We start from the raw sequence: 26,108 nt of genomic DNA, 5'->3' as shown, positions 1-26,108 counted from the left end.
TTTTGATGAGTGTACTAACAGCGGTTGAGGTGGCTCCTTGCCACCGCCAGTTACATAAGTTTGGGGGCAGCAGTTTAGCCGATGCAAAGTTCTATCAACGCGTTGCAACAATTATGGCAAACTATAGCCAACCCGGTGATTTAATGGTGGTTTCTGCCGCGGGTAGTACAACCAATCAGTTGATTAATTGGTTGAAATTAAGCCAAAGTGACCGTATTTCAGCTCATCAAGCTCAACAGTCATTACGCTGTTATCAACTTGATTTAATTGAATCTCTTTTGCCCGAACAGAAAGCCATAGAATTAAGCCAATTATTTATTCACGATTTAGAGCGTTTAAGCGCATTGCTGGATCAACCCACAAATGATGCGACTTATGCAGAATTGGTCGGCCATGGTGAAATTTGGTCTGCGCGTCTCATGGCTGAAGTGCTTGCACAGGCAGGTATGATGAGCGCTTGGTTAGATGCACGCTTATTTTTACGCGCTGAACGCGCGGCCCAACCACAGGTTGATGAAATCCAATCACGCTATTTATTGCAACAGCAGTTAACTCAGTTACCGAACAGACGTATTGTCGTGACAGGCTTTATTTCGCGTAATCAGCAAGGTGAAACAGTACTGCTTGGGCGTAATGGGAGTGACTATTCTGCAACACAAGTTGGCGCGTTGGCTGGTGTTGAAAAAGTCACGATTTGGAGTGATGTTGCTGGGGTATATAGCGCGGACCCTCGCAAGGTGAAAGATGCCTGTTTGTTACCCTTATTGCGCCTAGATGAGGCCAGTGAATTAGCACGTTTGGCGGCACCTGTTTTACACACACGCACTTTACAGCCTGTTTCCGTGAGCAATATTGATTTGCAATTAAGGTGCAGCTATCAGCCTGAACAAGGTTCAACAAAAATTGAGCGGGTACTTGCGTCAGGTGCAGGAGCAAAAATTGTCACTAGCCATGATGATGTGTGCTTAATCGAATTGCGCATCGCTACAGGGCGTGACTTTAAACAAATTTGCAAAGATGTGGACTTATTACTTAAACGTGCTCAATTACGTCCTTTGGCTCGCGGTATTCATCATGATCGTTCTTTACTGCAATTATGTTATACCTCCGAAATTGTCGAAAGTGCCTTAAATGCTCTTGAAGAAGCCGGTTTGCCGGGGGCATTATCACTACGAGAAGGTTTTTCTCTGGTGGCATTAGTCGGTGCGGGTGTGTGTAAAAAACCGTTACATAGCCACCGTTTTTATGAGGAACTGAAAGGGCAACCGGTTGAATTTATTTGGCACTCAGAAGACGCTATCAGTTTAGTGGCGGTATTGCGCTCTAACCAAACGGAACACCTCATTAAAGGTATGCATCAGAGCTTATTCCGTGCAGAAAAACGCATTGGTTTAGTGCTATTTGGTAAAGGCAATATTGGCGCGCGTTGGCTAGAGCTTTTTGACGCGGAACAACACAAGATTTCGGCACGTAGTGACTTTGATTTTGTTTTAGCAGGCGTAGTAGACAGCCGCCGTAGCTTACTGAATTACCAAGGGATTGACCCAAGTCGTGCACTGGCTTTCTTTGATGATGAAGCGGTAGAACATGAGGATGATAACCTATTTTTATGGATGCGTTCCCACCCTTATGATGATCTCGTGGTGTTAGATGTCACCGCAAGTGAAACACTGGCCGATAACTATGTTGATTTTGCGAGTTATGGTTTTCATGTGATCAGCGCAAATAAAATCGCAGGTGCAGCGCAAACGGCACAGTATCGTCAAATTCGCGATGCATTTTCAAAAACAGGCCGCCATTGGTTATATAACGCGACAGTAGGGGCTGGGTTACCGATTAACTATACGGTTAGGGACTTAAAAGAAAGCGGTGATTCTATCCTGAGTATCAGTGGTATTTTTTCGGGAACCTTATCATGGCTATTTTTACAGTTTGACGGCTCCATTCCATTTAGTGAGCTAGTAGAGCAAGCTTGGCAGCAAGGGTTAACTGAACCAGACCCACGTATTGACCTATCGGGGCAAGATGTCATGCGGAAATTAATTATTTTAGCCCGTGAAGCGGGTTATGATATTGAGCCGGATGATGTGCGAGTTGAATCTTTAGTACCAAAGCAAGCACAAACGGGCTCCTTGGATGAGTTTTTCGAAAACAGTGCTGTTATTAATGAACAAATGCAGCAGCGCTTAGAAGCTGCGCAAGAACTCGGGCTAGTGTTACGTTATGTGGCGCGGTTTGATGCGGTAAAAGGTAAAGCAAAAGTGGGCGTGGAAGCCGTGAAACCGGAACATCCTCTGGCCTCATTATTACCCGGCGACAATGTGTTTGCTATCGAAAGTCGGTGGTATCGAGACAACCCATTAGTGATCCGTGGCCCTGGCGCTGGGCGTGATGTGACTGCGGGTGCTATTCAGTCTGATCTTAACCGACTCTCCCAACTTTTATAATCATTTTTCAATCGCATTGGTGTTCCCTATGGTATTGGGGGCATCAATGCATCATGAAAATTTTTAATTTATCCTTTCATTTTCTGTTTTTTATTCTGATGATTTAATTCTTAAACATTATTCATGTCTTAAAAGTGCTGAATCGACGATATATTGCGCTGAAACAATACTTAAATAAGAAAAATTAATAAAAATAAGACTGTAATTAAATTTCAGAAAAATCCCCCAAAGTCATTTTTTTCTGATATGAATATACACTGAAGGGTAAATTTAGCGGTTTGCATCACAAAACAACAACTCTAACGCAGCCGACTGAAATTTAGTTACAGGAAACAGGTAGCAGTCTGTTAACCGTGAACCGTGCGGGAATGCATTCTGCCAGAAGCACAAGGTCAGGAGTCTCATGAATCAGCAATATTCCGCAATGCGCAGTAATGTCAGTATGCTGGGTAAGCTACTCGGCGATACCATCAAGGAAGCTTTAGGTGAGGACATACTCGACAAAGTTGAGTCCATTCGTAAGCTTTCAAAATCTTCTCGTGCAGGTAATGAAGTTCAGCGCCAAAAGTTGCTGATGACATTGCAAAATCTCTCTAATGATGAATTGCTACCCGTTGCAAGGGCATTTAACCAATTCTTAAACCTGACAAACGTCGCGGAGCAATACCACAGCATTTCGCCTCATGGTGAAGCGGCAAGTAACCCTGTGGCACTAAAAAATCTGTTTAGCCGACTAAAAGGCAAAAATTTCTCTGATGGCGATATCCAAAAAGCGGTTGAACAGCTTTCAATTGAGCTGGTTTTAACGGCTCACCCAACGGAAATTGCCCGTCGTACATTGATCCATAAGTTGGTTGAGGTAAACAACTGTTTATCACAACTTGACCATGATGATATCGCGGATTACGAACGCAATAATATCATGCGTCGTTTACGCCAATTGGTGGCGCAATCATGGCACACCGATGAAATTCGTAAAATTCGCCCAACACCAATAGATGAGGCGAAATGGGGTTTTGCCGTTGTTGAAAACTCATTATGGGAAGGGGTTCCTGCTTTCTTACGTGAATTTAATGAGCAGTTGGAAGATTCTATTGGCGCAGTATTACCCGTTGAAGCCAATCCGATTCGCTTTACATCATGGATGGGGGGTGACCGTGACGGTAACCCAAACGTGACTGCGGATGTGACTCGCCAAGTTCTATTACTAAGTCGCTGGAAAGCGGCAGACTTATTCTTAAAAGATATTCAGGTGTTAGTTTCTGAGTTGTCGATGACAGAAGCAACGCCAGAACTGCGTGCGCTAGCAGGAGGAGATGATGTTGATGAACCTTATCGCCAAATTGCGAAAAATTTACGGAGCCAACTATTTTCGACGCTAGAGTATTTAGAGCACCGTGTTAAAGGTGAGCAAGTGCTGCCTCCCGCCGATTTATTAACAGATAACGCGCAATTGTGGGACCCGTTATACGCATGTTATCAGTCACTGATTGCCTGCAATATGAAAATTATTGCCAATGGTCAGCTCTTGGATACTTTACGTCGCATCCGTAGCTTTGGTTTACAGCTGGTACGCATTGATGTGCGCCAAGAAAGTACGCGTCATACAGAAGCCATTGCAGAGCTAACCCAGTATTTAGGGTTGGGTGATTACGCTCAGTGGTCAGAAGAAGAAAAACAACAGTTCTTACTGGCTGAGTTGCAATCTCTACGCCCACTGATCCCACAAGATTGGCAACCAAGTGCGGAAACTCAGGAAGTATTTGAAACGTGCCGAGTGATAGCAAAAGCCAAAAATGATTCTGTCGCGGCGTATGTGATTTCAATGGCGAAAGTCCCGTCAGATGTGTTGGCCGTTAAACTATTGCTAAAAGAGAATGGGGCGTCGGTCCGCTTACCAGTCGCGCCACTATTCGAAACACTGGAAGATTTAAATAATGCTGAAAGTGTGATGACAAAGCTGTTAAGCATTGAATGGTATCGCGAGCTTATCGATGATCGTCAAATGGTGATGATTGGTTACTCAGATTCAGCAAAAGATGCAGGGGTAATGGCAGCTTCATGGGCGCAGTATCGCGCACAAGATGCATTGATTAAGTTGTGCGAAAAAGAAGGCGTGACATTGACGCTATTCCACGGACGAGGCGGCACAATTGGCCGCGGTGGTGCACCTGCGCATTCTGCATTACTTTCTCAACCACCTGGCAGCTTAAAAGGTGGCTTGCGTGTGACTGAGCAAGGGGAAATGATCCGCTTCAAGTTTGGTTTACCACAAGTGACCATCAGCAGCCTTGCGTTATACGCTAGTGCTATATTAGAAGCGAACCTTTTACCGCCACCAGAGCCAAAAGATGAGTGGAAGTCCGTGATGGATTCGCTATCTGATGTTTCTTGCGCGATGTACCGTGATTATGTGCGTGAGCAACCAGATTTTGTGCCTTATTTCCGTGCCGCGACGCCAGAATTAGAGCTTGGCAAGTTACCGCTTGGGTCACGCCCTGCAAAACGGCGTCCAACGGGGGGAGTGGAAACCTTGCGTGCTATTCCGTGGATTTTTGCATGGACACAAAACCGCTTAATGTTACCTGCGTGGTTAGGGGCTGGTGCAGCGCTCAAACATGTGATTGAGCAAGAAGGTAAACAAGCGGTTCTTGATGAAATGTGGCAGCAGTGGCCATTCTTCAATACACGGATTGCGATGTTAGAAATGGTTTATGCAAAAGCGGACTTATGGCTAGCGGAATATTACGATCACCGTTTAGTCGAAGAACGGCTATGGCCATTGGGGCAAAAATTACGTGATCAGTTGTCTGAAGATATTAAAAGCGTATTGGCGGTTTCGAAAGACGAAGCGCTCATGGCAGATTTACCTTGGATAGCGGAATCTATTGCATTACGTAATGTTTATACGGATCCATTAAACGTCTTACAAGCAGAGCTTTTACACCGTTCTCGCCAACAAGAGCATTCAGACCCACGTGTTGAGCAAGCACTGATGGTGACGATAGCTGGTGTGGCTGCAGGAATGCGTAATACGGGTTAGTTTTCTTCATTTGAAAGTCATTACATAATTTAAGGGCTGCCATTTGGCAGCCCTTATCATTTTGCAGATCAATGCGAGTTGGATGAGCTATCATCTGGCTTATCATGATGGATCAAGTGATATGCAGAACGTGCTCGAGGGTGAATAAAGAAATGGTTAGTTGGCGCATTATGCGTTTTGATATGCACCATAGAGACATTAGTTTTCTTGCCTTGTTTGTTATGGAAAGCATAAATAACAAAGGGCAGTAAGAAAATAATCACAAAGCTAACCGCAAGTAACGTCACATAGGTGGTATTACTCGCACCATTCGGTAAAGAACTTGGTGGGAAGAATGAAATCACAAAGGCTAAAATAGAAACAATCAGGCCAACTAACGCAATGAGCACTTTAATGCCTTTACCCCCCGGTATATTGAAAACACGCTTTTTCTCGGGTTGTTTGCAAACTAACTGCATATAACCTAAAAATAGCATGAAATAGCTACATAAATAGATAACTACCGTTAAGGCTAGCGCAATAAGGAATGACATATTACCACCGCCCCCAGTATTGGTGAGGACGATAATCGCGACTGTTGTGATCAGCAACTGGGAAATCACCAGTGTGACCGGAACGCCATTTTTATTCATCTTGGCAAAGCTTTGCGGCAAAATGCCTTTCTGTGCCGCGACATACATACCGCGGGATGGCCCCACAATCCAAGAAGCAATCTCAGCCAGCACACCAAGTAATAATAATGCAGCAATAATTCTTACGGCCCATTCAAGGGAGGAATTAAAGTGTGTAACAAGCACATTGAATGTCTGTACCACGCCAGCAGATAAATTGATTTCACTGTTTGGGATCACGGCGGCTACCGATAACCCACCAATTGAACTTAAACAGATTGCCGCTATCATGAGTAAAAACATCGCAGCGGGGTAATCTCGGCCGGGGTTTTTCATCTCATTAACGTGAGTTGCTGAGGCTTCAACGCCCATATAGCTCAAAATAAAGGCGACAAATACCACGAGCGTGCCAATTTTGGTGAAATCAGGAATAAAGGTTTCGGTACTAATTTCAATGGCCAATGGAGAGCCGCTGACTAAATAACTGATTGCCAAAAAGACTAAAATCAGCGCTGGAAGTAAGATACCCGCAAAGAAACCGACTTTCGCAATGGTTGCCGTGTATTTGGTTCCACCAAACTGGGTGAAAGCCAATACCCAGAGAATAACAAGTGCACCTATCGTTTTAGTGATTGGGTCTGTATTAAGTTCTGGCCAATTTAAAATATAAGAAAGCGCCCCTAAGACGAAATACAGCATAGGAATAAAGCCAATTGCTATTTGTAAATAACCAAATGAAATGGCGGCAAATCCCCAGCGTTCGCCTAATGTATTGGAAACCCACGCAAATACACCACCTTCCTCCCAACCTTCCACGGTCGCCATCTCTGCGGCACATAAGGCGACAGGAATAAACCACAATAATCCTCCCAATAGCAGGAAAAATACTAAACTAAAGCCAGATGTCGCAAATGTTGGATATTCATAAACGGCCATCACCATCGATGCAGTAATGGCGAAAAAGCCAAGTAATGTGAGCTGTTTTGCGGCTGGAGCTGTCGTTGTTGCCATACGAGTTCTCCTCAAATCGATAAACAATCTGCCTTTGCTGGGCGGATCTCAGTAGGAGCCAAAGAACCTAAGGCTCTTTGGCTCGTTAACAACACAATCATGAATAAAAGAATTAACTGTGATTAAAGCCGCCGCCTTCTTCTTCCGTTAGCGGGTTATTGACGGGGTGCTTATCGAAATACTCTAAGGTACGTTTGAAGTCATCAATGAGTAATGCGGCTAAATCTAAACTGACGCCATGACGTACTAGAATACGTTGAATAACAAGATCTTCACGGTTTGCTGGCATTGAATAGGCGGGAACTTGCCAGCCACGGCTACGCAGTTTGTCTGCGATATCATAGAGGGAATATTTGCTGGTGGTTGTGCCTTCTTTAAGTTTCCAAGCTAGTGCAGGGATACCCGTTTGGCTATTACCATCAAAAATCATTTCAAATGGCCCTAATTTTTCAATTTCACGGCTGAGGTATTGTGCAGTTGCATAGCAAGCGTTGTGGATTTTTGCATAGCCTTCGCGGCCTAGTCTCAAGAAATTATAATATTGAGCAATGATTTGACCGCCAGGGCGAGAGAAATTCAGTGCGAATGTTGGCATGTTACCGCCTAAATAATTCACATTAAAAATCAATTCTTCTGGAAGATCTTTGGCTTCACGCCAAACTACCCAGCCAGCGCCTAATGGGGCTAAACCAAATTTATGGCCTGACGCATTAATGGATTTTACCCGTGGTAAACGGAAATCCCATTCTAAGTCAGGAGCACAAAATGGGGCTAAGAACCCGCCACTCGCACCATCCACATGGATTGGAATATCCAGACCAGTCTCTTTTTGCAGTTTATCGAGCGCATCGTGTACGGCTTTGACAGGTTCATATTGGCAGGTAAATGTCACTCCTAACGTTGGCACGACACCAATGGTGTTTTCATCGACACGTTTGAGCACTTCTTCCGGGGTCATAATCAGGCGGTCGCCTTCCAGTGGGATCTCTCTGAGCTCAACATCGAAGTAACGGGCAAATTTGTGCCAACAGATTTGAACAGGGCCACAAATTAAGTTGGGTTTATCAGTCGGTTTCCCTTTAGCAGCTTGTTTTTTGCGCCATTGCCATTTTAACGCGAGCCCACCAAGCATTGCAGCCTCTGAGGAGCCGATGGTTGAACAACCAAGGGTATTTTCTGCATCGGGTGAATTCCATAAATCCGCTAACATGTGTACGCAGCGGTTTTCAATTTCAGCGGTTTGTGGGTATTCGTCTTTATCTATCATATTTTTATCGATAGATAAGTCCATCAAATCGCGAATTTCATCATCAACCCATGTCTGGCAGAATGTTGCTAAGTTTTGGCGTGAATTCCCATCTAACATTAATTCATCGCGTACTGCACTAAATACGTTACGTGGTGCTTGTTCTTTCAATGGAAATTTGGTTTTCGGTAATGATTTGGATAATTCTAATGATGCGTAGACATCATCTATTCCATTATATTTTGAATTTAATGCATTATTACTCATGTTTTAATTCCTCAATGACCATGTGGTAATTAAATACTATTAATCTTGAGCTCAATATTAAATATACGCTGACTTTTTTATAAATTCAAAAGGGATTAAATAAAAAAGATAATTCAATTAAAATTGTCAAAATTAGAAAGTAATAACGGAGTGAATGGTGGTTTGTCATCATTTTGGTTGTAGATAATATTATCGACAGTGGCTTTTGTTTTCAGTTAGATGTCAAAAATAGCAGTATTTAACTAAACTATTACATATATGTGGTTTTTATTTCTGTTAATTTGGTTTTTTAGGAGTTTTAATTTGATGATTGTTGGGTGTAAATTATTGGGTAATAAATAAATACTTATGGGAATATAATATTTCATTAATGTTAAATATTATGCTTAAAATTTAATTTTTATTTCTCTTGTGTTCAAAAATAATTTATATCATTAGCTATTAAATGTGTTTGCTACATAAGTGTCGATTTTAAAATATAAAAGATAATAACATGAGTTATATTGTGGAAATAAAATTCAGGAGTATCATTAATTTTTATATTACATCGAGATATTTTCCATATAGACAAGGTTTCTTTTGTAAAAAAGAGAATAGTCAATTTCAGTTAATGGATATTTTCTATGTCTGGAAAAATGGCGGATATTTATAAATATAGAAAAAATAGCCGGGAGATGGGACAAAAGTATGCCCCATCCTGTTAAATTAAGGCCTAACGCCTAAAGTATGGCAGATAGCATAGGTGAGCTCAGAACGGTTCAATGTATAAAAGTGGAAATCTTTTACGCCTTCACGGCTAAGAATTTTAACCATGTCCATGGCAATAGAGGCCCCGACAAGGTTGCGGCTTTCAGGGTCGTTATCTAGCCCTTCATACATTTTACTCATCCATGCCGGAATGCGCACATTAGTGAGTTTGGCGAAGCGCTCAAGTTGACGAAAGTTAGAAACTGGTAAGATCCCCGGTACAATTTCCACATCAATACCAGTCGCAACACAACGGTCACGAAAACGTAAATAGCTTTCAACATCAAAGAAAAATTGAGTAATTGCACGGTTAGCGCCCGCATCAATCTTCTTTTTTAAACTAATTAAATCAGCTTGCGCACTTTTGGCTTCGGGGTGAACTTCAGGGTAGGCTGCGACAGAAATATCAAAATCCGCTTCGCCTTTTAATAGCTCAACTAAATCAACCGCATACATATCCGGTTTACGGCTGTTGTCAGGTAAATCACCCCGCAGTGCCACAATATAGCGAATACCATTATTCCAGTAGTCACGAGCAATCGCCTTTAGTTCATCAGGGCTTGCATCAATACAAGTTAGGTGAGGAGCTGCAATCAAACCGGTTTTATCTTTAATATCTTTGATGATGCTGTGTGTTCTGTCGCGTTCGCCGGAATTCGCACCATAAGTCACAGAGACAAATTTAGGTTTCAGGTTTTTGAGTCGATCGATGGATTTCCACAGTGTCTGCTCCATCTCTTCACTGCGAGGTGGGAAAAATTCAAATGAAACATTAATTTGGCCGTCTAACTCAGCTAAATTTTGATTTAGCGCTTCGCGCTGATTCGCGTGAAAAAAACTCATACCCTGTAACCTCGCAATTTGCAGACTAACTATTTTTGTACGTTATCATATCCATTTGTGCGTCTATACGTTTAGACGTCTAAAATAAAATTACCAGAACGGCATCAATAGTCAATACTTAAATGAAATTATGACGCTGAGATTTTTTCAAAGGGAACAGGAAAATAATTCATGACAAAAAACGCGGCTCTAATTTAGTGCCGCGTTTTTAATAGGAAAAAGATCGAGTTACTCAGTAAAACAGAAGTGCTCAATCATTTGGCTAATTAATTGGCGAGTAGGCTCAATAAAGCGCATATCAATGAATTCATCCGGTTGATGTGCTTGCTCAATAGAACCAGGGCCAAGAACCAACGTTGGGCAGAGCTCTTGGATAAACGGTGCTTCAGTACAGTAATTCACAGTATCCGCTTTTTGCCCTAACAATTGCTCAATGACTGCAACCATCTTGTGGTCTGTTGGGCATTCATAGCCAGGGATCGGCGGATGCATGGATTCAACCGTCAAGCGCCCCGGCCAACGGGCACTAACCGGCTCAAGAGCTTCATTAAGTAGTTCATCTAAGTCTTGCAAAGTTAGCCCCGGCAGCGGGCGAATATCCATATGTAATTCACAACAACCACAAATTCGGTTAGCGGCATCACCACCATGAATATGACCAAAGTTCATCGTCGGGTAGGGAATGACAAATGCAGGGTTGTTAAATCGTTCTTTCAATGTATTTCTCAGTGTCATTAAATGAGAAATTGATTCATGCATTAATTCAATCGCATTGACACCCCGCTCAGGATCACTGGAATGACCTGATTGCCCGGTAATGCGGATAGCATTTGATAAATGCCCTTTGTGTGCGCGGATCGGTTGCAACGATGTTGGTTCGCCAATAATGGCAAAATCTGGTCTTAATGTTGTACTGGCTGCAAAATAACGCGCACCAGCCATCGATGTTTCTTCATCTGCTGTGGCTAATATATGCAGTGGGCGTTTGAGCTGCGTTAAATCCATATCGCGTAACGCATCAACAATAAAAGCAAAAAAGCCTTTCATGTCTGCGGTTCCGAGCCCATATAACTTACCGTCATGCTCTGTCAGTTCAAACGGGTTTTTGCTCCAACGTCCATCATCAAAGGGGACGGTGTCAGTATGACCGCATAGCATCAGCCCACCATTTCCTTCGCCAATGGAAGCAAGCAAATTATATTTATCACGTGTTTCCGGCACAGGTTGAATGTTGACCGAAAAACCTAACGTTTCTAGCCACCCACCGAGAAGTTCAACAAGGGCTTTATTGCTCTGGTCCAAATGAGAATCAGTCGCACTAATCGACGGAATGGCAATTAATTGACGATAAATCTCAATAAATGCAGGTAATTTAATATTCACTGTTGACAGCCTTTATCCATAATAGTATCAATATTCATGCACTTTATTTGAATAAAAATACACATTAAACTGTTTGGGTCACGAGTACAAGGTAGAAAGCATATGTTGAACACACTCATTATCGGGGCCAGTGGCTATACTGGAGCAGAATTGGCCGCTTATTTGCAACGCCATCCTGAAGTTAATCTTCAAGGGCTGATGGTATCGAAGCAAAGTGCCGATGCAAATAAACGTTTTTCTGATTTACATCCTCAGTATAAAGGTATCATTGACCTTCCTGTCCTGCCATTAACAGATGTGGCAGAAGCGGCAAAAGGAATTGATGTTGTCTTTCTCGCCACAGCACATGAAGTGAGCCACGACATTGCGCCTCAGTTTCTCAAGGCAGGGTGTATTGTGTTCGATTTATCGGGTGCGTATCGTGTTCAAGATCCCGCCTTCTATACGCAATACTATGGCTTTGAACATACAAATACTGAATGGCTAATGCAAGCAGTTTACGGTTTAGCGGAATGGCAGGCCGATAAAATTCGTCAAGCGCAGCTGATTGCGGTTCCAGGGTGTTACCCAACGGTTTCCCAATTAGCCCTTAAACCACTGATTGAAGCAGATTTACTGGATGAAGCGATGTGGCCAGTGATTAATGCCACCAGCGGTGTTTCCGGTGCAGGCCGTAAAGCCTCGATGACTAACAGCTTTTGTGAAGTGAGTTTGCAGCCTTATGGCATCTTTACTCATCGCCATCAGCCAGAAATTGCGACTCATTTAGGTCGAGAGGTTATTTTTACTCCCCATTTAGGCAATTTCTCTCGGGGCATTCTTGCCACGATTACATGCAAAGTAAAAACGGGTGTGACAGCAGAAAAAATCACACAAACGTTTAACGATGCCTATCAAAATAAACCGTTAGTGCGGCTATATGAAAAAGGTGTTCCTGCATTGAAATCGGTAGTAGGGACACCGTTTTGTGATATTGGCTATGTATTGAATGGTGAACACCTGATTTTAGTCGGTACAGAAGATAACCTACTCAAAGGTGCGGCAGCACAAGCCGTTCAGTGCATGAATATTCGTTTTGGTTTTAATGAAACTCAGTCATTACTTTAATAAGGACAACCCATGCAACCCTTAGTCATTAAACTGGGCGGTGTGTTACTTGATAGCGTTGAAGCGCTGGAAAAATTGTTTACAGCAATCCAAACCTATCGCCAAGCCCATCAACGTGAGTTGGTGATTGTGCATGGCGGTGGCTGTTTAGTTGATGAATTGATGCAAAAACTGCAATTACCTGTCGTTAAAAAGCAGGGGTTACGAGTCACACCTGCAGACCAAATCGATATCATTACAGGGGCATTAGCAGGTACGGCGAATAAAACATTATTGGCATGGGCAACAAAGTATCAACTTCCGGCTGTAGGGCTTTCTCTCGGTGATGGTCAAAGTGCCACAGTGACACAATTAAATGAAGAATTAGGCCATGTTGGTGATGCCAAACCTGGCGATGCGAAGTTATTGAAATTATTGTTGGGGGCGGGTTATTTACCCATTATTAGCTCTATTGGTATCACCTCTGGCGGTGAGCTGATGAACGTAAATGCGGATCAAGCCGCAACCGCTATCGCCCAAGCATTAAACGCAGATCTCGTTTTACTGTCTGATGTAAGTGGTATTTTAGATGGTAAAGGCCAAAAAATTGACGAAATGACGACGCAAAAAGCGCAAATGCTCATTGAGCAGGGAATTATTACTGATGGAATGATTGTGAAGGTCAATGCGGCATTAGACGCGGCGGCGGCTTTGCAACGTTCTGTTGATATTGCAAGCTGGCGTCATGCAGAACAACTTCCCGAGCTGTTCAATGGAACAGCAATTGGAACTCGGATCTTGGCATCATAAATGAGCCATGGAATAACCATATTAATTGAGCGGATAGGTACGTTATGAAAAAGGGCATTAAAAAGATTGTATTAGCATATTCAGGCGGTCTGGATACATCAGCAATTATTCCATGGCTAAAAGAAAACTATGATGATTGCGAAGTCGTAGCCTTCGTTGCGGATGTAGGGCAAGATCGTGAAGACTTAGTGGGCGTAGAGAAAAAAGCTCTGCAATCAGGTGCATCTGAATGCTATGTAGTTGATTTACGTGAAGAGTTCATCAAAGAGTATATCTACCCTGTATTAAAAACGGGGGCATTATATGAAGGTAGCTATTTATTAGGTACGTCAATGGCTCGCCCTATCATCGCGAAAGCACAAGTAGAAATTGCACTGAAAGTGGGCGCGGATGCTGTTGCTCATGGTGCAACGGGTAAAGGGAATGACCAAGTCCGTTTCGAAAGCACTTATACGGCTCTAGCTCCACAGTTACAAGTGGTGGCACCGTGGCGTGAGTGGGATTTACGTTCCCGTGAAGCGCTGCTCGATTATCTGAAAGAGCGTAATATTCCAACAACAGCTAGTCTTGAAAAAATCTATAGCCGTGATGAAAACGCATGGCACATTTCTACTGAAGGTGGCGTTTTAGAAAGCACATGGAATGCGGCGAATCAAGATTGCTGGGTATGGACTGTCGACCCGCAAGATGCACCAGATGAAGCTGAATTAGTGACTGTTGGTGTCAAACATGGCGAAGTTGTTTCGGTAAATGGCCAAGCATTGTCTCCACTCGGTTGTTTAGAAACATTAAACACCTTAGGTGCAAAACACGGAGTAGGCCGTATCGATATCGTTGAAAACCGTTTAGTGGGGATGAAATCTCGTGGTTGCTATGAAACCCCGGGAGGCACCATCATGATGGCGGCACTGCGTGGTATTGAACAACTGGTGCTTGACCGTGACAGCTACAAATGGCGTGAGCAACTCGGCTTAGAAATGTCATATGTGGTTTATGATGGCCGTTGGTTTGCCCCATTACGTCAATCACTGCAAGCTGCTGCTGAATCATTAGCGCAAGATGTGACTGGTGAAGTTGTTCTGAAATTATATAAAGGGCAAGTAACTGCAATCCAGAAAAAAGCAGATAAGAGCCTGTATTCAGAAGAATTTGCGACGTTTGGTGAAGATGAAGTTTATGACCACAGTCATGCTGGTGGGTTTATTCGTCTTTATTCACTTTCTTCACGTATCCGTGCGCTGAAAGAACAAAACAAAGCGAAATAAATCAAATAGTAGTCTCCCGGCAGCCAAGGCCGCTGCCGGGGTTAAAAACTTATTTTATCAATCAGGTAGGGATTAGTTATGGCACTTTGGGGTGGGCGTTTTAGTCAACAAGCGGATCAACGGTTCAAACAGTTTAATGATTCATTACGTTTCGATTATCGCTTAGCGCAGCAAGATATTATCGGCTCAGTCGCATGGTCAAAATCACTGGTCACAGTGGGTGTATTGTCTGATAGCGAACAACAAACTTTAGAACAAGCGCTCAATATCTTACTGAAAGAAGTACAAGATAACCCTGAAATGATCCTGCAAAGTGATGCGGAAGATATTCACAGTTGGGTGGAAGGCAAACTGATTGATAAAGTGGGTGATTTAGGCAAAAAACTGCATACTGGCCGCAGCCGTAACGACCAAGTGGCGACAGATTTAAAATTGTGGTGTAAAGACCAAGTCACATTATTACTTGAAGCGGTGACAGAATTACAAAAAGCGTTGGTCATTACCGCAGAAACTAACCAAGACGCGGTGATGCCAGGTTATACCCATTTGCAGCGCGCACAGCCGGTGACGTTTGCACACTGGTGTTTAGCCTACAGCGAAATGTTAGCGCGAGATGAAAGTCGTTTACAAGATACATTAAAACGGTTGGATGTCAGCCCATTAGGGTGTGGCGCGCTGGCAGGTACAGCTTACGATATTGACCGTGAACAGCTCGCATCTTGGTTAGGTTTCGCTTCGGCAACGCGCAATAGCTTGGATACAGTTTCAGACAGAGACCATGTTCTTGAATTATTATCAAACGCAAGTATCGGTATGGTTCATTTATCTCGTTTTGCGGAAGATTTAATTTTCTTTAATAGTGGCGAAGCGGGTTTTGTCGAATTATCAGACAAAGTAACATCCGGTTCATCATTAATGCCACAAAAGAAAAACCCTGATGCATTGGAATTGATCCGCGGAAAATGTGGGCGTGTCCAAGGTGCACTGACAGGTATGATGATGACGCTAAAAGGACTTCCTCTTGCTTACAACAAAGATATGCAAGAAGACAAAGAAGGGTTATTTGATGCACTCGATACTTGGTTAGATTGCATGCACATGGCTGCGCTGGTTCTTGATGGTCTTCAAATTCGTCGTAGTCGTTGTGAAGATGCAGCAAAACAAGGTTATGCGAATGCAACCGAACTCGCTGATTACCTCGTTGCTAAAGGTGTCCCATTCCGTGAAGCGCATCATATTGTGGGTGAAGTCGTTGTCGCCGCAATTGGGCAAGGTAAAGCTTTAGAGGAAATGGCACTCAGTGAATTGCAAAAATTCAGTGATACTATTCAATTGGATGTTTATGAAATTTTATCGCTGCAGTCTTGTTTAGATAAACGATTAGCAAAAGGTGGGGTTTCTCAGAAGCAAGTGGCAAAAGCCATTGTGGAAGCAAAAACTCGATTAGGGCCGTGATTGCCCGTAGAAGATAAAATGGGGGGTAGCATGACTACCCCGATCCCCATAACGCGTTTGTTTTTAAATATATTTAATGGTTAGCATTCCGAGTTGTTTTTCTTCATTCACCCAGTTATATGAATACTCTCCTCTTCCATCATTAATCACTTTCCACCCTTGTGTGTTTTTGACGTCATTTAAATTCATTTTGTTGGCAACCATATCAGACTGGTTATTTAAGCAGTTTAAAGTGACGTGTTTGTCAGTGATATCATTAAAACAAGGCGGGAATACCACCGCACCAGAAAAATTAATAACGCCATTTTGTTGGTCATTGTTCGCATAGGCATTAATCGATGCGCCAGCGGTAACGAATAATAATGCAGTAAGCGAGCGAACACCGAATTTTTGAATATTTGATAATGAATTTTTCATAATAGTATCCCGTTGTTGATTTTTGATTAATCAACTTGCTGTATGTTTAAATTAGATATGTGTGGTCTTAAATGAAAATTATAATAGTGAATCTGTATTCCCTGATGTTTTCGATGAAAAGATTATAAATTGAAAAACGCGATTTAGGTGTAAAATTAAAAAAGGAAATGTTTAAAAATATAAATAAAACATAATGCCTTCCATTATGATTTAAATTTATAGGATTGCACTTTGCTAGTGAAATAATCTTAATTTTATCTTTATTGTGGTTTTTTATTCCATCTATTAAGTTGTTATATGATTTATGACGGTTGCATTCTCTATGTTTTTTCTTGTTGTTATCAAGCTGTAATAATACTTAGAATAGGGGGTGGGAAAAGGAGGCAATCATTTATATTTACTTTTATATGAAAACTTACAAACTTTAATAGAGAATGAAAGAAAATATAACAAAATGTTTCTTCTATTAGATGCGAATATAATGATGAGTATATGAGGATATATTTAATGGGGGTATTCATCAGCCAAAATAGCTATTATGACTGAATTTCAATAACTCTCTTTGTGAGTAATAATAAAAAGGACTCCGAAAAGCCCTAATGGAAGTGATGGTGAAACAATTACTGATACTCTACTTTGATGAGCCCAGTATTACTCAAATTACCTACTTATTTGAATTCATAGTTTCCGGGTTGATTAGATAAACCTATGCTTTTTGTCATACACTTAATCTATTAATATCGATATGCGTTGTTTTCATATTTGGGATAGGTAGTAAGACTTTGCTTAGCCATGCCAAGAGGCGATTTTCAGATGTTTATATTTAAAAAACGTGGTTGGCGTCTTTGTTTAGCATGTTATGCGGAGGTATTTATGATAAATAAATTTAATCATTAATTAACTACTATCAATTTTAAATGACAATTCGGGAGATGTAATTTATTTCTAAATGTTACATTTCATTTCGTTTTATTGCGATCGTTGTTCAAAAAATGAAGGTTTTTCGCCATTTTTCAATTTATTAATAGATAAAACAAAACAATATCGATATAGTGATTGGTATTATCTATCTTTGGTTTGACAGAGAATTCACGAAAGGAAAAGAAATATGAATATTCGAGATTTAGAGTACCTCGTCGCGCTCGCCGAACATAAACACTTTAGACGTGCTGCGGATTCCTGTCATGTTAGCCAACCTACTCTTAGTGGCCAAATTCGTAAATTAGAAGAAGAACTTGGTGTCATGCTACTAGAAAGAACCAGTCGCAAAGTTCTTTTTACTCAACAAGGTTTATTATTGGTTGAACAAGCTCGTACTATTTTGCGTGAAATTAAAGTATTACAAGAAATGGCTGCTCTCCAAGGGGAAAGTATGTCGGGCCCATTACATATCGGTTTAATTCCAACCGTTGCACCATACCTATTACCTCATATTATTCCGCAATTGCACCAAGCTCACCCGAAATTAGAAATCTATTTGCATGAAGCGCAAACTCAGCAATTATTAGCCCAGTTAGACAGCGGTAAATTAGATTGCGCTATTTTGGCGGAAGTTAAAGAAACGGAACCTTTTATTGTCGTACCGTTATTTGAAGAACCTATGAAACTGGCTATTTATGAAAGTCACCCATGGCATGATCGCGATACGATTGAAATGAGCGAACTTTCAGGTGAAAAGTTATTAATGTTAGAAGATGGCCACTGTTTACGTGACCAAGCGATGGGTTTCTGCTTCCAAGCCGGCGCTAAAGAAGATACACACTTCAGAGCAACGAGCTTAGAAACGTTAAGAAATATGGTGGCTGCAGGGAGTGGAATTACACTTTTACCTGATTTATCGGTACCAAATGAAGCTTGTCGTGATGGGGTATGTTATTTGAATTGTATTGAGCCTGAGCCGAAACGTACAATTGTATTGGTTTATCGCCCGGGTTCACCGCTACGTGGGCGCTATGAACAATTAGCGGAGACCATCTATAACTCAATGGATAACTATTATAAAAATAAAGTTTAGAGATTAAAGCACCAATATTACTTTTTAGTTGATGATGGTTGCCAGGTTATTGGCAACCATAAATCACAAAAGAATTAAAATAGTCGATTCAAACCATTTAAAGCCGCAACACGGAAAGCTTCCGCCATCGTCGGGTAATTGAACGTCGTATTCACGAAATATTCTATGGTATTACCTTCACCTTTTTGTTCCATGATAGCTTGGCCGATATGGATAATTTCAGCTGCTCTCTCACCGAAACAGTGAATGCCTAATATTTGTAACGTTTCTCTGTGGAATAATATTTTCAAACTACCGACATTCATACCTGCAATTTGTGCACGTGCTAAATGTTTAAACTGCGCGCGGCCGACTTCATAAGGCACTTTCATAGCCGTCAATTCTTGTTCGGTTTTGCCCACTGAGCTAATTTCAGGGATGGTGTAAATCCCTGTTGGTATATCTTCTACTAAATGCGCATCACCTAAACTACCACCAATGGCCCGGGCTGCAATTCGGCCTTGGTCGTAGGCCGCAGAGGCCAAACTTGGATAACCGATAACATCACCAACAGCATAAATATGTTCATTTGTGGTGCGATATGCTTTATTGACTTTAATTAAACCGCGGCCGTCAGACTCTATTCCTACATTAGCGAGACCTAAGCTATCAGTGTTGCCAGTTCTTCCGTTCGCATACAGTAAACAGTCAGCTTTGACTTTTTTACCCGACTTCAGGTGGACGATGACACCGTCTTCGACCCCTTCGATTTTTTCATATTCTTCATTATGACGAATAACAACGCCACTATTCCAAAAATGATACGACAAGGCATCTGACATTTCTTGGTCAAGAAAGGCCAAAAGATGATCGCGGGTATTGATTAAATCAACTTTAACTCCTAATCCACGGAAAATAGAGGCGTATTCACAACCGATCACACCGGCACCGTAAATAATCACATGGCGCGGCTCGTGAGTCAGGTTGAGGATAGTGTCACTGTTGTAGATTCGAGAATGGTTGAAATCAACGTCGGAAGGGCAGTAAGGGCGAGAGCCTGTGGCAATCACGATTTTATCTGCGCTTAAGACGTCACAGCTACCATCCGCGTAACGAACACTGATATGTTGCTCATCGATAAAGGTGGCTTCCCCAGAAAACATTTGGCAACCATTACGTTCGTAAAACCCTTGGCGCATGCGTGTTTGTTGACTAATTACCGTTTCAGCATGTCGAAGAATTTCAGAAAAAGAGGAGCTCAAGCTACGGGAGTTATCACTATAAAGAGGGTTTTGGTTGAATTCGATAATACGGCTAACTGCATGACGGAGGGCTTTTGAGGGGATCGTTCCCCAGTGGGTACAGCCTCCGCCGACATTATTATAACGTTCTATAACAGCAACGTTTTTTCCTTGTTTCACCAGCCCCATGGCGGCGCCTTCACCACCAGGACCGGAACCAATGACTATTGCATCAAAATGGGTAAGTTGCATGAGGTAAGACCTGCTCTAAAACAAAATGACAACAAGATGTTATCATTAGTTGGTTATTTCACCTAATTTCCTCGTCGTCTTTCAAATTGATATAGCGTTGGCTACACTTATTCACCTTAGTCACATACTTATGTATGCCTCTAGGGACTCGCTTATTTTGCCGCCTTCTCTCAATTCAAAATGCTGAGAGGAATTATTTTATAAAAGAAAGTCAGAAAATCGAGTGCATTTTTGGTAAATCTATTTTTTGCGGTTCGGGTAGGGTAGAGGGGAAAATTGATTGCTTCTATATATAAGAAAGCGGTGAAGGGAAACACGGCCTAGGTAAGCGAAATTCTGAAAATGCGTAATTTGTCGCTAGAGTCGATTTTTCTCTGAACTAGATGCATAAATTTCAGGTATGCTAGGCGAAGAGTAATGCTTATTACATTTACCTTTTATGATAAGAAATTAGGATCACCGTGAGCAACACAATTGGCGTTAGAGCAAAACAAAAAGAAAAAACTCGGCGTTCACTCGTCGAAGCCGCATTTAGCCAATTAAGCGCTGAACGGAGTTTTACTAGCCTCAGTTTACGGGAAGTTGCGCGTGAAGCTGGGATTGCACCGACTTCATTTTACCGTCATTTCAAGGACGTTGATGAACTCGGGCTGACGATGGTCGACGAAAGTGGCTTGATGTTACGCCAGCTAATGCGCCAAGCAAGGCAGCGTATTGCAAAAGGCGGGAGTGTGATCCGTACATCAGTCTCAACTTTTATGGAGTTTATTGGTAATAACCCTAACGCCTTTAGGTTATTATTGCGGGAGCGTTCGGGAACATCTGCTGAGTTTCGTGCAGCGGTCGCTCGGGAAATTCAACATTTTATTGCGGAATTGGCCGATTACCTTGAACTGGAAAGCCGTATGCCTCGCCATTTTACTGAAATGCAAGCAGAGGCGATGGTTACGATTGTCTTTAGCGCAGGTGCTGAAGCGCTTGATATCGATGAAGAAAAACGCAGAAATCTCGAAGAACGGCTGGTATTACAGTTAAGAATGATAGCGAAAGGTGCCTACTACTGGTACCGCCGGGAACAGGAAAAACAAAATCAAATTGCCCCAGATCTCACTAAATAATAAGGAGAATCAATGACGGATCAAAAAAGTTATGAAAGAAGCACACTATTGCTAGCCTTTGTGATTGGCCTTGCAACCCATGGGACGTTTTCAACGTTGTTTAACTCGTTGGTCGACTTTTCATTTTTCCCAATTTTAACCTTGATATTGGCGGTATATTGTTTACACCAACGCTATTTGCATCAAGCCATGCCGATAGGGCTGCCAAAATTTGTTGCAGGTAGTTTTTTTATTGGGTTATTTGGCTATGCCGCGATTTTGCGTGTTCAAAACCCTGAAATAGGTTCTAACTTTATCCCTGCAACCTTTATTGTCATTATTGCATTGTGGATGTATTCAAGCTGGAAAGCACGTAAGAAAGAAAAAGCGGAATTAGCACTCGAGCAAGAAGTCGAAAACTAAGGTTATATGGTTTTTCTTCTATAAGATGCCGCAATGAATGAAGTGCGGCATCTTTGTTTTCAGTTCAGTAAACGAGTTTTAGCTAATTAATAGCGGCTTAGCAATACGCCACTTTCCATATGATGGGTATAAGGAAATTGGTCGAATAACGCTAACTTCTCTATTTTATGGGTTTTAGTCAGCTCAACTAAGTTGTCACATAGTGTTTCTGGGTTACATGAAATATATAGGATATGATCATACCCCTGAACTAGCTTCACCGTTTCGGTATCTAAGCCACTGCGAGGTGGGTCAACGAAAATGGTATTGCATTGGTAATCGGCTAAAGAAATACCTTCCAAACGCTTAAATTCACGAGCACCTTGCATGGCTTGGGTAAAATCCTCTGCGGACATGCGAATAATTTGTACATTTTCAATATTATTAGCTTCGATATTATATTGAGCTGCTGCTACAGAAGGTTTTGCAATTTCAGTGGCTAATACCCGTTCGAAGTTTTGCGCTAATGCTAAAGAGAAGTTTCCATTGCCGCAGTAAAGCTCTAATAAATCACCCGTCGAGTTCTGCGTTGCCTTAATTGCCCACTCCAACATTTTGATATTGACCTGCGCATTGGGCTGCGTAAAACTATTTTCGACTTGGCGATAAACCATTTTTTTACCCATCACAGGTAATACTTCATCAATATAATCATTATCTAACATGATTTTTGTTTTTGACGCTCGGCCAATCAACTGCACGTCAAAGCCTTGTTCAACCAAAATAGCCTTTAACGCTTTTGCTTCGGCCATCCACTCTTCACCCAGTTTTTTATGGTAAAGCATCGAAACAATCAGTTTATTACTTAGTGTCGATAAATAGTCAATTTGAAATAATTTATGGCGCAGTAATTCATTTTGCTTAATTAACGGCAATAACGTCGCCATCATGTCATTAATAAGCTGACTTGCGACAGGGAACTGATCAATACGAATACGCTCTTTTGTTTCTTTATTGAACATAATATGAAACAGGTCATCACCTTCATGCCAAATGCGAAATTCAGCACGCATCCGATAATGGGATGTGGGAGATGAAAATATTTCAGGTTCTGGGGCGTTAAAAGGAGCCATCATCGCCTTTAAACGATCCGTTTTTTCTACGAGCTGTTGTTCGTAGTCTTCAGTATGCAAGGTGTTTGGCATGTTTGGCTCCATAAAACAGTAATAAATTCGTATCAGGAGCGAAATTGTAGGGAAAGCGGCGAAGATGTCCAGTTTTCATTATCCATCCGTAGACACTCACTACTATTCAACTTACGATAATAGGCTGTGGTTTAGGGAATTTGGTGTAAGTCCAAGACTGACGCGCAACGGTAATTAAGGTATCCCCGTCATTCTTCAAGCTACATGGGTGTTGGCATCGCTCAGCTACATGTCACTTGAATTATTTAGGGGATATAACAGGTCGAATTTTCATTTTATATATCGTTTTTATTTCATATATAGAAACCCAACTTGTTACTTTATAAGTCCGATACCTACCACACTTCCAATCGCTTAGTTGAATATCTGCGCGAATCTATATTCAACCTCGCGGAATGTTAATTAAATTGATTTTCCGAGTGTAACCATAATGAATAATAAAAAGTCGCTGCCGTTATCGGCCGCTGCGTTGGCAGTGCTGTGCGCTACTTCTTTTTTGGCAAGTGCAAATAACCAAGCTGACCAAGTCGTTGTGTCGGCCAATCGTTTTGAACAACCGATTTCTTCTATATTAGCGCCAGTGACGGTGGTCACTCGTGAAGATATCGACCATTGGCAATCCAATACCGTAATAGATGTATTAAGGCGCTTGCCGGGGGTGGATATTTCACAAAGTGGCGGAATGGGTCAACAAAGCTCCTTATTTATACGTGGTACAGAGTCACGTCACGTTTTGGTGTTAATTGATGGTATCCGATTGAATCAAGCGGGTATTTCCGGCTCTTCCGATATGAGTCAAATTCCTATCTCATTGGTACAACGTATTGAATATATTCGCGGGGCACGCTCAGCGGTTTATGGTTCTGATGCCGTTGGTGGTGTAGTGAATATTATTACTCGCCGTGATAACGATGGCACAACCTTAAATGCAGGTATTGGCTCACACAGCCACCAAAACTATAACGGTTCGACTCAGCAAAAAATCGGAGAGAATACAACCGTAACAGCTGCCGGAGCTTATACCCATACAAAAGGGTTTGATTTGGCGCCAAAAGAAGTTAGCCCAAGGCAATATGATAAAGATGGTTTTTTAAGTAAGTCGTTGTGGTTAGGTGTTGAGCATCAATTTTCTTCGGAAATCATAGCGTATGCAAGAGCGTATGGTTATGACAATCGTACGAGTTATGACGTATCAGAATATGCGGGAGTTAGTGTTGATACGCGTAAACTCTATAGCCGAACTTATGAAACAGGTTTGAAATATCATCAAGGAAAATATTCATCATCATTGATGGGAAGCTATGGTTATTCAAAAGATTACAATTTTGATCCTAGAAAAGGGCAATATAGTGAATCTACAAATCTTGATGAGTCCAAGCAGTATAATATTCAATGGGGTAATAGTTACCTATTAGATAAAGGTAATATTAGTGCGGGGATTGATTATCAACGCCAAAGTATTGAGCCTAGCAGCTACGCGATGATCAATGAAAAACAAACGTTAAATAACACAGGGATATACCTCACAGGGCAATATGCGATTATAGATTCTGTAACCGCAGAAGCGGCTATACGTTCTGACCACCACTCAGAATTTGACTGGCATACAACGTGGCAGTCTGGACTAAGTTGGGAATTTTACGATGGCTATAAACTGGTTGGTTCATATGCAACTGCTTATAAAGCCCCCAATCTAACCCAATTATATGCATATTCTTCATCGGTATACGGAACAACGCTAGGTAATCCGAGCTTGAAACCCGAAGAAAGCAAACAGTGGGAGATTGGTGTTGAAGGAACAACGGGGCCACTCTTTTGGCAGGTCAATGCATACCATAATGATATTGATAACCTGATTGCATATAAATCAGGTTATCCGACTAGCACTTATGAGAACATTGGCGAAGCTGAAATTAAAGGTGTTGAATGGGTTGGTGAGTTCGAAACAGGTATCCTTCATCACCAAGTTACCTATCAATATGTTGACCCTCGTAACAAAAAGACGGATAAGGTTCTTGAGCGACGGGCTAAGCAGCAAGTTAAATACCAGCTAGATTGGGCTATTGATAAAGTAGATATGGGGCTAACCTACCAATATATAGGCTCTCGCTATGATAATGACTATAGCCAATTTCCTTCTAGACGTGTAAAACAAGGAGGTGTTAGCCTTTGGGATCTCACAGCTGCGTATCCAATCACTTCACATCTCACAATTCGTGGTAAAATAGCTAATATGTTCGATAAAGACTATGAGACCGCGTATGGTTATCGCACCGCTGGGAGAGAATATTTCCTTACAGGAAGCTACAACTTCTGATAACACACTATCTGTTCGCCCGACCATTCTAGTGTTTGACTCTGGAGTGGGCGGGTTATCTGTTTACCGTGAAGTCAAAAAATTGATCCCGAATGCACACTATATCTATGCATTCGATAATGAAGCTTTTCCCTATGGTGAAAAAAGTGAAGAGTTTATTATTGATAGGGTCTATCAAATCGTAAATGCAATAGCTGAAAACCATCCTTTAACCATTGCGATTATTGCGTGTAATACCGCAAGTACGGTCAGCCTCCCTAATTTAAGAGCGCATTTTACGTTCCCAGTTGTTGGGGTTGTTCCAGCCATTAAACCCGCAACCAAGTTAACGCGTAATGGCGTGGTGGGTTTATTGGCGACGAAAGGCACTGTAAACCGTGAATACACCAAAGAGCTGATCGAACGGTTTGCTACAGACTGTAAAGTGATTTCACTGGGTTCTGCAGAACTCGTTCAGCTCGCAGAAAGGAAACTACATGGGGAAACCTTACCATTAGATGAAGTCGCTCAAACTGTTAGGCCATGGATTAGAATGCCAGAGCCGCCTGATACCGTTATTTTGGGTTGCACACATTTTCCTTTATTAATAGAAGAGCTCGAAAAAGTGCTACCAAATGGAACTCGATTTATTGATTCAGGTTCTGCAATTGCCAGAAGAACCGTTTGGCTCATTAATAATCAAGAAGAAATCGCCAGTTCAGAGGAAGAAAACTTCGCATATTGCTTATTAATGGATGACAACGCAAAAGGATTACAGCCTGTTCTCAAAGCAGAAGGGTTCAAAACGCTGGAAAAACTAGCTATCTAAGTCAAATTTGATGGAAAGCTGAGCGAACGGAAAAAAATATGAAAAAAGGGGTTGCCAGATTTTTCTGACTCCCTATAATGCGCATCCACTGACCGGGAACAAGACAACGCAAAGCGCGATGAACACTGAAACGGCAGCGAGAGATTCTGAAAAGAAAAAGCA

Annotated in this window: 18 protein-coding genes; 11 read left to right on the top strand and 7 right to left on the bottom strand. The window is 41.9% G+C overall.

Translation table 11 applies throughout. The features are described from left to right. The first annotated feature begins 5 nt into the window (after window positions 1-5). On the top strand, window positions 6-2,447 hold the full coding sequence (locus M1E86_RS19100; RefSeq protein ID WP_426099199.1) for a bifunctional aspartate kinase/homoserine dehydrogenase II: 2,442 nt from the start codon (window positions 6-8) through the stop codon (window positions 2,445-2,447). A gap of 403 nt (window positions 2,448-2,850) precedes the next feature. Then, complete coding sequence (gene ppc / locus M1E86_RS19095) at window positions 2,851-5,490, top strand: phosphoenolpyruvate carboxylase (RefSeq protein ID WP_213914540.1); 2,640 nt, start codon at window positions 2,851-2,853, stop codon at window positions 5,488-5,490. A 68-nt stretch (window positions 5,491-5,558) separates the two neighbouring features. Here ppc and gadC read toward each other — a convergent pair whose 3' ends face one another. From gadC to argE, 4 genes are all read right to left on the bottom strand, one after another. Beyond that, entirely contained in the window at window positions 5,559-7,112 is a 1,554-nt protein-coding gene (gene gadC, locus M1E86_RS19090) for a glutamate:gamma-aminobutyrate antiporter (protein WP_426099198.1), read from the bottom strand. A 112-nt stretch (window positions 7,113-7,224) separates the two neighbouring features. Next, window positions 7,225-8,625, bottom strand: a complete 1,401-nt coding sequence (locus tag M1E86_RS19085) for a glutamate decarboxylase (RefSeq protein ID WP_125893466.1) — start codon at window positions 8,623-8,625, stop codon at window positions 7,225-7,227. Window positions 8,626-9,330: 705 nt separating this feature from the next. Further along, a complete protein-coding gene (gene metF, locus M1E86_RS19080; RefSeq protein WP_213914538.1) occupies window positions 9,331-10,215 on the bottom strand; it encodes a methylenetetrahydrofolate reductase in 885 nt (294 codons plus the stop codon). A gap of 228 nt (window positions 10,216-10,443) precedes the next feature. After that, complete coding sequence (gene argE / locus M1E86_RS19075; protein WP_213914537.1) at window positions 10,444-11,598, bottom strand: acetylornithine deacetylase; 1,155 nt, start codon at window positions 11,596-11,598, stop codon at window positions 10,444-10,446. A gap of 102 nt (window positions 11,599-11,700) precedes the next feature. On the opposite strand from argE, the gene argC reads away from it, so the two are divergent. The 4 genes from argC to argH all read left to right on the top strand — a co-directional run bounded on the left by argC (window position 11,701) and on the right by argH (window position 16,214). Further along, window positions 11,701-12,705 carry an N-acetyl-gamma-glutamyl-phosphate reductase gene (gene argC / locus M1E86_RS19070; RefSeq protein ID WP_213914536.1) on the top strand — a complete coding sequence of 335 codons (1,005 nt, stop codon included), beginning with the start codon at window positions 11,701-11,703 and terminating at the stop codon, window positions 12,703-12,705. A gap of 12 nt (window positions 12,706-12,717) precedes the next feature. Continuing rightward, entirely contained in the window at window positions 12,718-13,494 is a 777-nt protein-coding gene (gene argB / locus M1E86_RS19065) for an acetylglutamate kinase (RefSeq protein WP_125893458.1), read from the top strand. Window positions 13,495-13,538: 44 nt separating this feature from the next. Then, the gene (locus M1E86_RS19060) at window positions 13,539-14,759 is read left to right on the top strand and encodes an argininosuccinate synthase (RefSeq protein ID WP_125893456.1); all 1,221 of its coding nucleotides are present in this window, start codon (window positions 13,539-13,541) and stop codon (window positions 14,757-14,759) included. Between the two features lie 78 nt (window positions 14,760-14,837). Next, window positions 14,838-16,214, top strand: a complete 1,377-nt coding sequence (gene argH, locus M1E86_RS19055; protein WP_213914535.1) for an argininosuccinate lyase — start codon at window positions 14,838-14,840, stop codon at window positions 16,212-16,214. 63 nt (window positions 16,215-16,277) lie between these two features. Here the strand turns inward: argH and M1E86_RS19050 are convergent, their stop codons facing one another. Further along, complete coding sequence (locus tag M1E86_RS19050) at window positions 16,278-16,631, bottom strand: hypothetical protein (RefSeq protein ID WP_125893452.1); 354 nt, start codon at window positions 16,629-16,631, stop codon at window positions 16,278-16,280. Between the two features lie 1,108 nt (window positions 16,632-17,739). Between M1E86_RS19050 and oxyR the strand changes: the two genes are divergently transcribed. Next, window positions 17,740-18,645: a DNA-binding transcriptional regulator OxyR gene (gene oxyR, locus M1E86_RS19045; protein ID WP_125893450.1), complete on the top strand. Its 906-nt coding sequence runs from the start codon at window positions 17,740-17,742 to the stop codon at window positions 18,643-18,645. Window positions 18,646-18,719: 74 nt separating this feature from the next. Here oxyR and sthA read toward each other — a convergent pair whose 3' ends face one another. After that, the gene (sthA, locus tag M1E86_RS19040) at window positions 18,720-20,117 is read right to left on the bottom strand and encodes a Si-specific NAD(P)(+) transhydrogenase (RefSeq protein WP_125893448.1); all 1,398 of its coding nucleotides are present in this window, start codon (window positions 20,115-20,117) and stop codon (window positions 18,720-18,722) included. Window positions 20,118-20,578: 461 nt separating this feature from the next. Between sthA and fabR the strand changes: the two genes are divergently transcribed. Then, complete coding sequence (fabR, locus tag M1E86_RS19035) at window positions 20,579-21,235, top strand: HTH-type transcriptional repressor FabR (protein ID WP_125893446.1); 657 nt, start codon at window positions 20,579-20,581, stop codon at window positions 21,233-21,235. Between the two features lie 12 nt (window positions 21,236-21,247). Continuing rightward, the gene (locus M1E86_RS19030; protein ID WP_213914534.1) at window positions 21,248-21,637 is read left to right on the top strand and encodes a YijD family membrane protein; all 390 of its coding nucleotides are present in this window, start codon (window positions 21,248-21,250) and stop codon (window positions 21,635-21,637) included. 86 nt (window positions 21,638-21,723) lie between these two features. Here the strand turns inward: M1E86_RS19030 and trmA are convergent, their stop codons facing one another. Next, complete coding sequence (gene trmA, locus M1E86_RS19025) at window positions 21,724-22,821, bottom strand: tRNA (uridine(54)-C5)-methyltransferase TrmA (RefSeq protein WP_125893444.1); 1,098 nt, start codon at window positions 22,819-22,821, stop codon at window positions 21,724-21,726. Window positions 22,822-23,251: 430 nt separating this feature from the next. Between trmA and btuB the strand changes: the two genes are divergently transcribed. Together btuB and murI are read left to right on the top strand one after the other, a co-directional pair. Next, window positions 23,252-25,138 carry a TonB-dependent vitamin B12 receptor BtuB gene (btuB, locus tag M1E86_RS19020; protein WP_213914533.1) on the top strand — a complete coding sequence of 629 codons (1,887 nt, stop codon included), beginning with the start codon at window positions 23,252-23,254 and terminating at the stop codon, window positions 25,136-25,138. Continuing rightward, complete coding sequence (gene murI, locus M1E86_RS19015; RefSeq protein ID WP_213914532.1) at window positions 25,083-25,946, top strand: glutamate racemase; 864 nt, start codon at window positions 25,083-25,085, stop codon at window positions 25,944-25,946. The genes btuB and murI overlap by 56 nt, the downstream gene beginning before the upstream one ends. The last annotated feature ends 162 nt before the right edge of the window (window positions 25,947-26,108 follow it).

Origin of the sequence: Providencia sp. PROV200 (assembly GCF_049901995.1) — a bacterium.
GTDB classification, from domain to species: Bacteria; Pseudomonadota; Gammaproteobacteria; order Enterobacterales; family Enterobacteriaceae; genus Providencia; species Providencia rettgeri_E.
The sequence above is the reverse complement of the archived record's forward strand: the minus strand, read 5'-3'. Positions and strand labels throughout refer to the sequence as shown.

Bases quoted from the DNA above. Each gene is read 5' to 3' on its own strand.
- sthA (WP_125893448.1), bottom strand. From the start codon at position 20,117: ATGCAACTTACCCATTTTGATGCAATAGTCATTGGTTCCGGTCCTGGT.
- oxyR (WP_125893450.1), top strand. From the start codon at position 17,740: ATGAATATTCGAGATTTAGAGTACCTCGTCGCGCTCGCCGAACATAAA.
- M1E86_RS19050 (WP_125893452.1), bottom strand. From the start codon at position 16,631: ATGAAAAATTCATTATCAAATATTCAAAAATTCGGTGTTCGCTCGCTT.
- trmA (WP_125893444.1), bottom strand. From the start codon at position 22,821: ATGCCAAACACCTTGCATACTGAAGACTACGAACAACAGCTCGTAGAA.
- M1E86_RS19100 (WP_426099199.1), top strand. From the start codon at position 6: ATGAGTGTACTAACAGCGGTTGAGGTGGCTCCTTGCCACCGCCAGTTA.
- argC (WP_213914536.1), top strand. From the start codon at position 11,701: ATGTTGAACACACTCATTATCGGGGCCAGTGGCTATACTGGAGCAGAA.
- argB (WP_125893458.1), top strand. From the start codon at position 12,718: ATGCAACCCTTAGTCATTAAACTGGGCGGTGTGTTACTTGATAGCGTT.
- M1E86_RS19060 (WP_125893456.1), top strand. From the start codon at position 13,539: ATGAAAAAGGGCATTAAAAAGATTGTATTAGCATATTCAGGCGGTCTG.
- argH (WP_213914535.1), top strand. From the start codon at position 14,838: ATGGCACTTTGGGGTGGGCGTTTTAGTCAACAAGCGGATCAACGGTTC.
- M1E86_RS19030 (WP_213914534.1), top strand. From the start codon at position 21,248: ATGACGGATCAAAAAAGTTATGAAAGAAGCACACTATTGCTAGCCTTT.
- gadC (WP_426099198.1), bottom strand. From the start codon at position 7,112: ATGGCAACAACGACAGCTCCAGCCGCAAAACAGCTCACATTACTTGGC.
- M1E86_RS19085 (WP_125893466.1), bottom strand. From the start codon at position 8,625: ATGAGTAATAATGCATTAAATTCAAAATATAATGGAATAGATGATGTC.
- btuB (WP_213914533.1), top strand. From the start codon at position 23,252: ATGAATAATAAAAAGTCGCTGCCGTTATCGGCCGCTGCGTTGGCAGTG.
- ppc (WP_213914540.1), top strand. From the start codon at position 2,851: ATGAATCAGCAATATTCCGCAATGCGCAGTAATGTCAGTATGCTGGGT.
- metF (WP_213914538.1), bottom strand. From the start codon at position 10,215: ATGAGTTTTTTTCACGCGAATCAGCGCGAAGCGCTAAATCAAAATTTA.
- murI (WP_213914532.1), top strand. From the start codon at position 25,083: ATGGTTATCGCACCGCTGGGAGAGAATATTTCCTTACAGGAAGCTACA.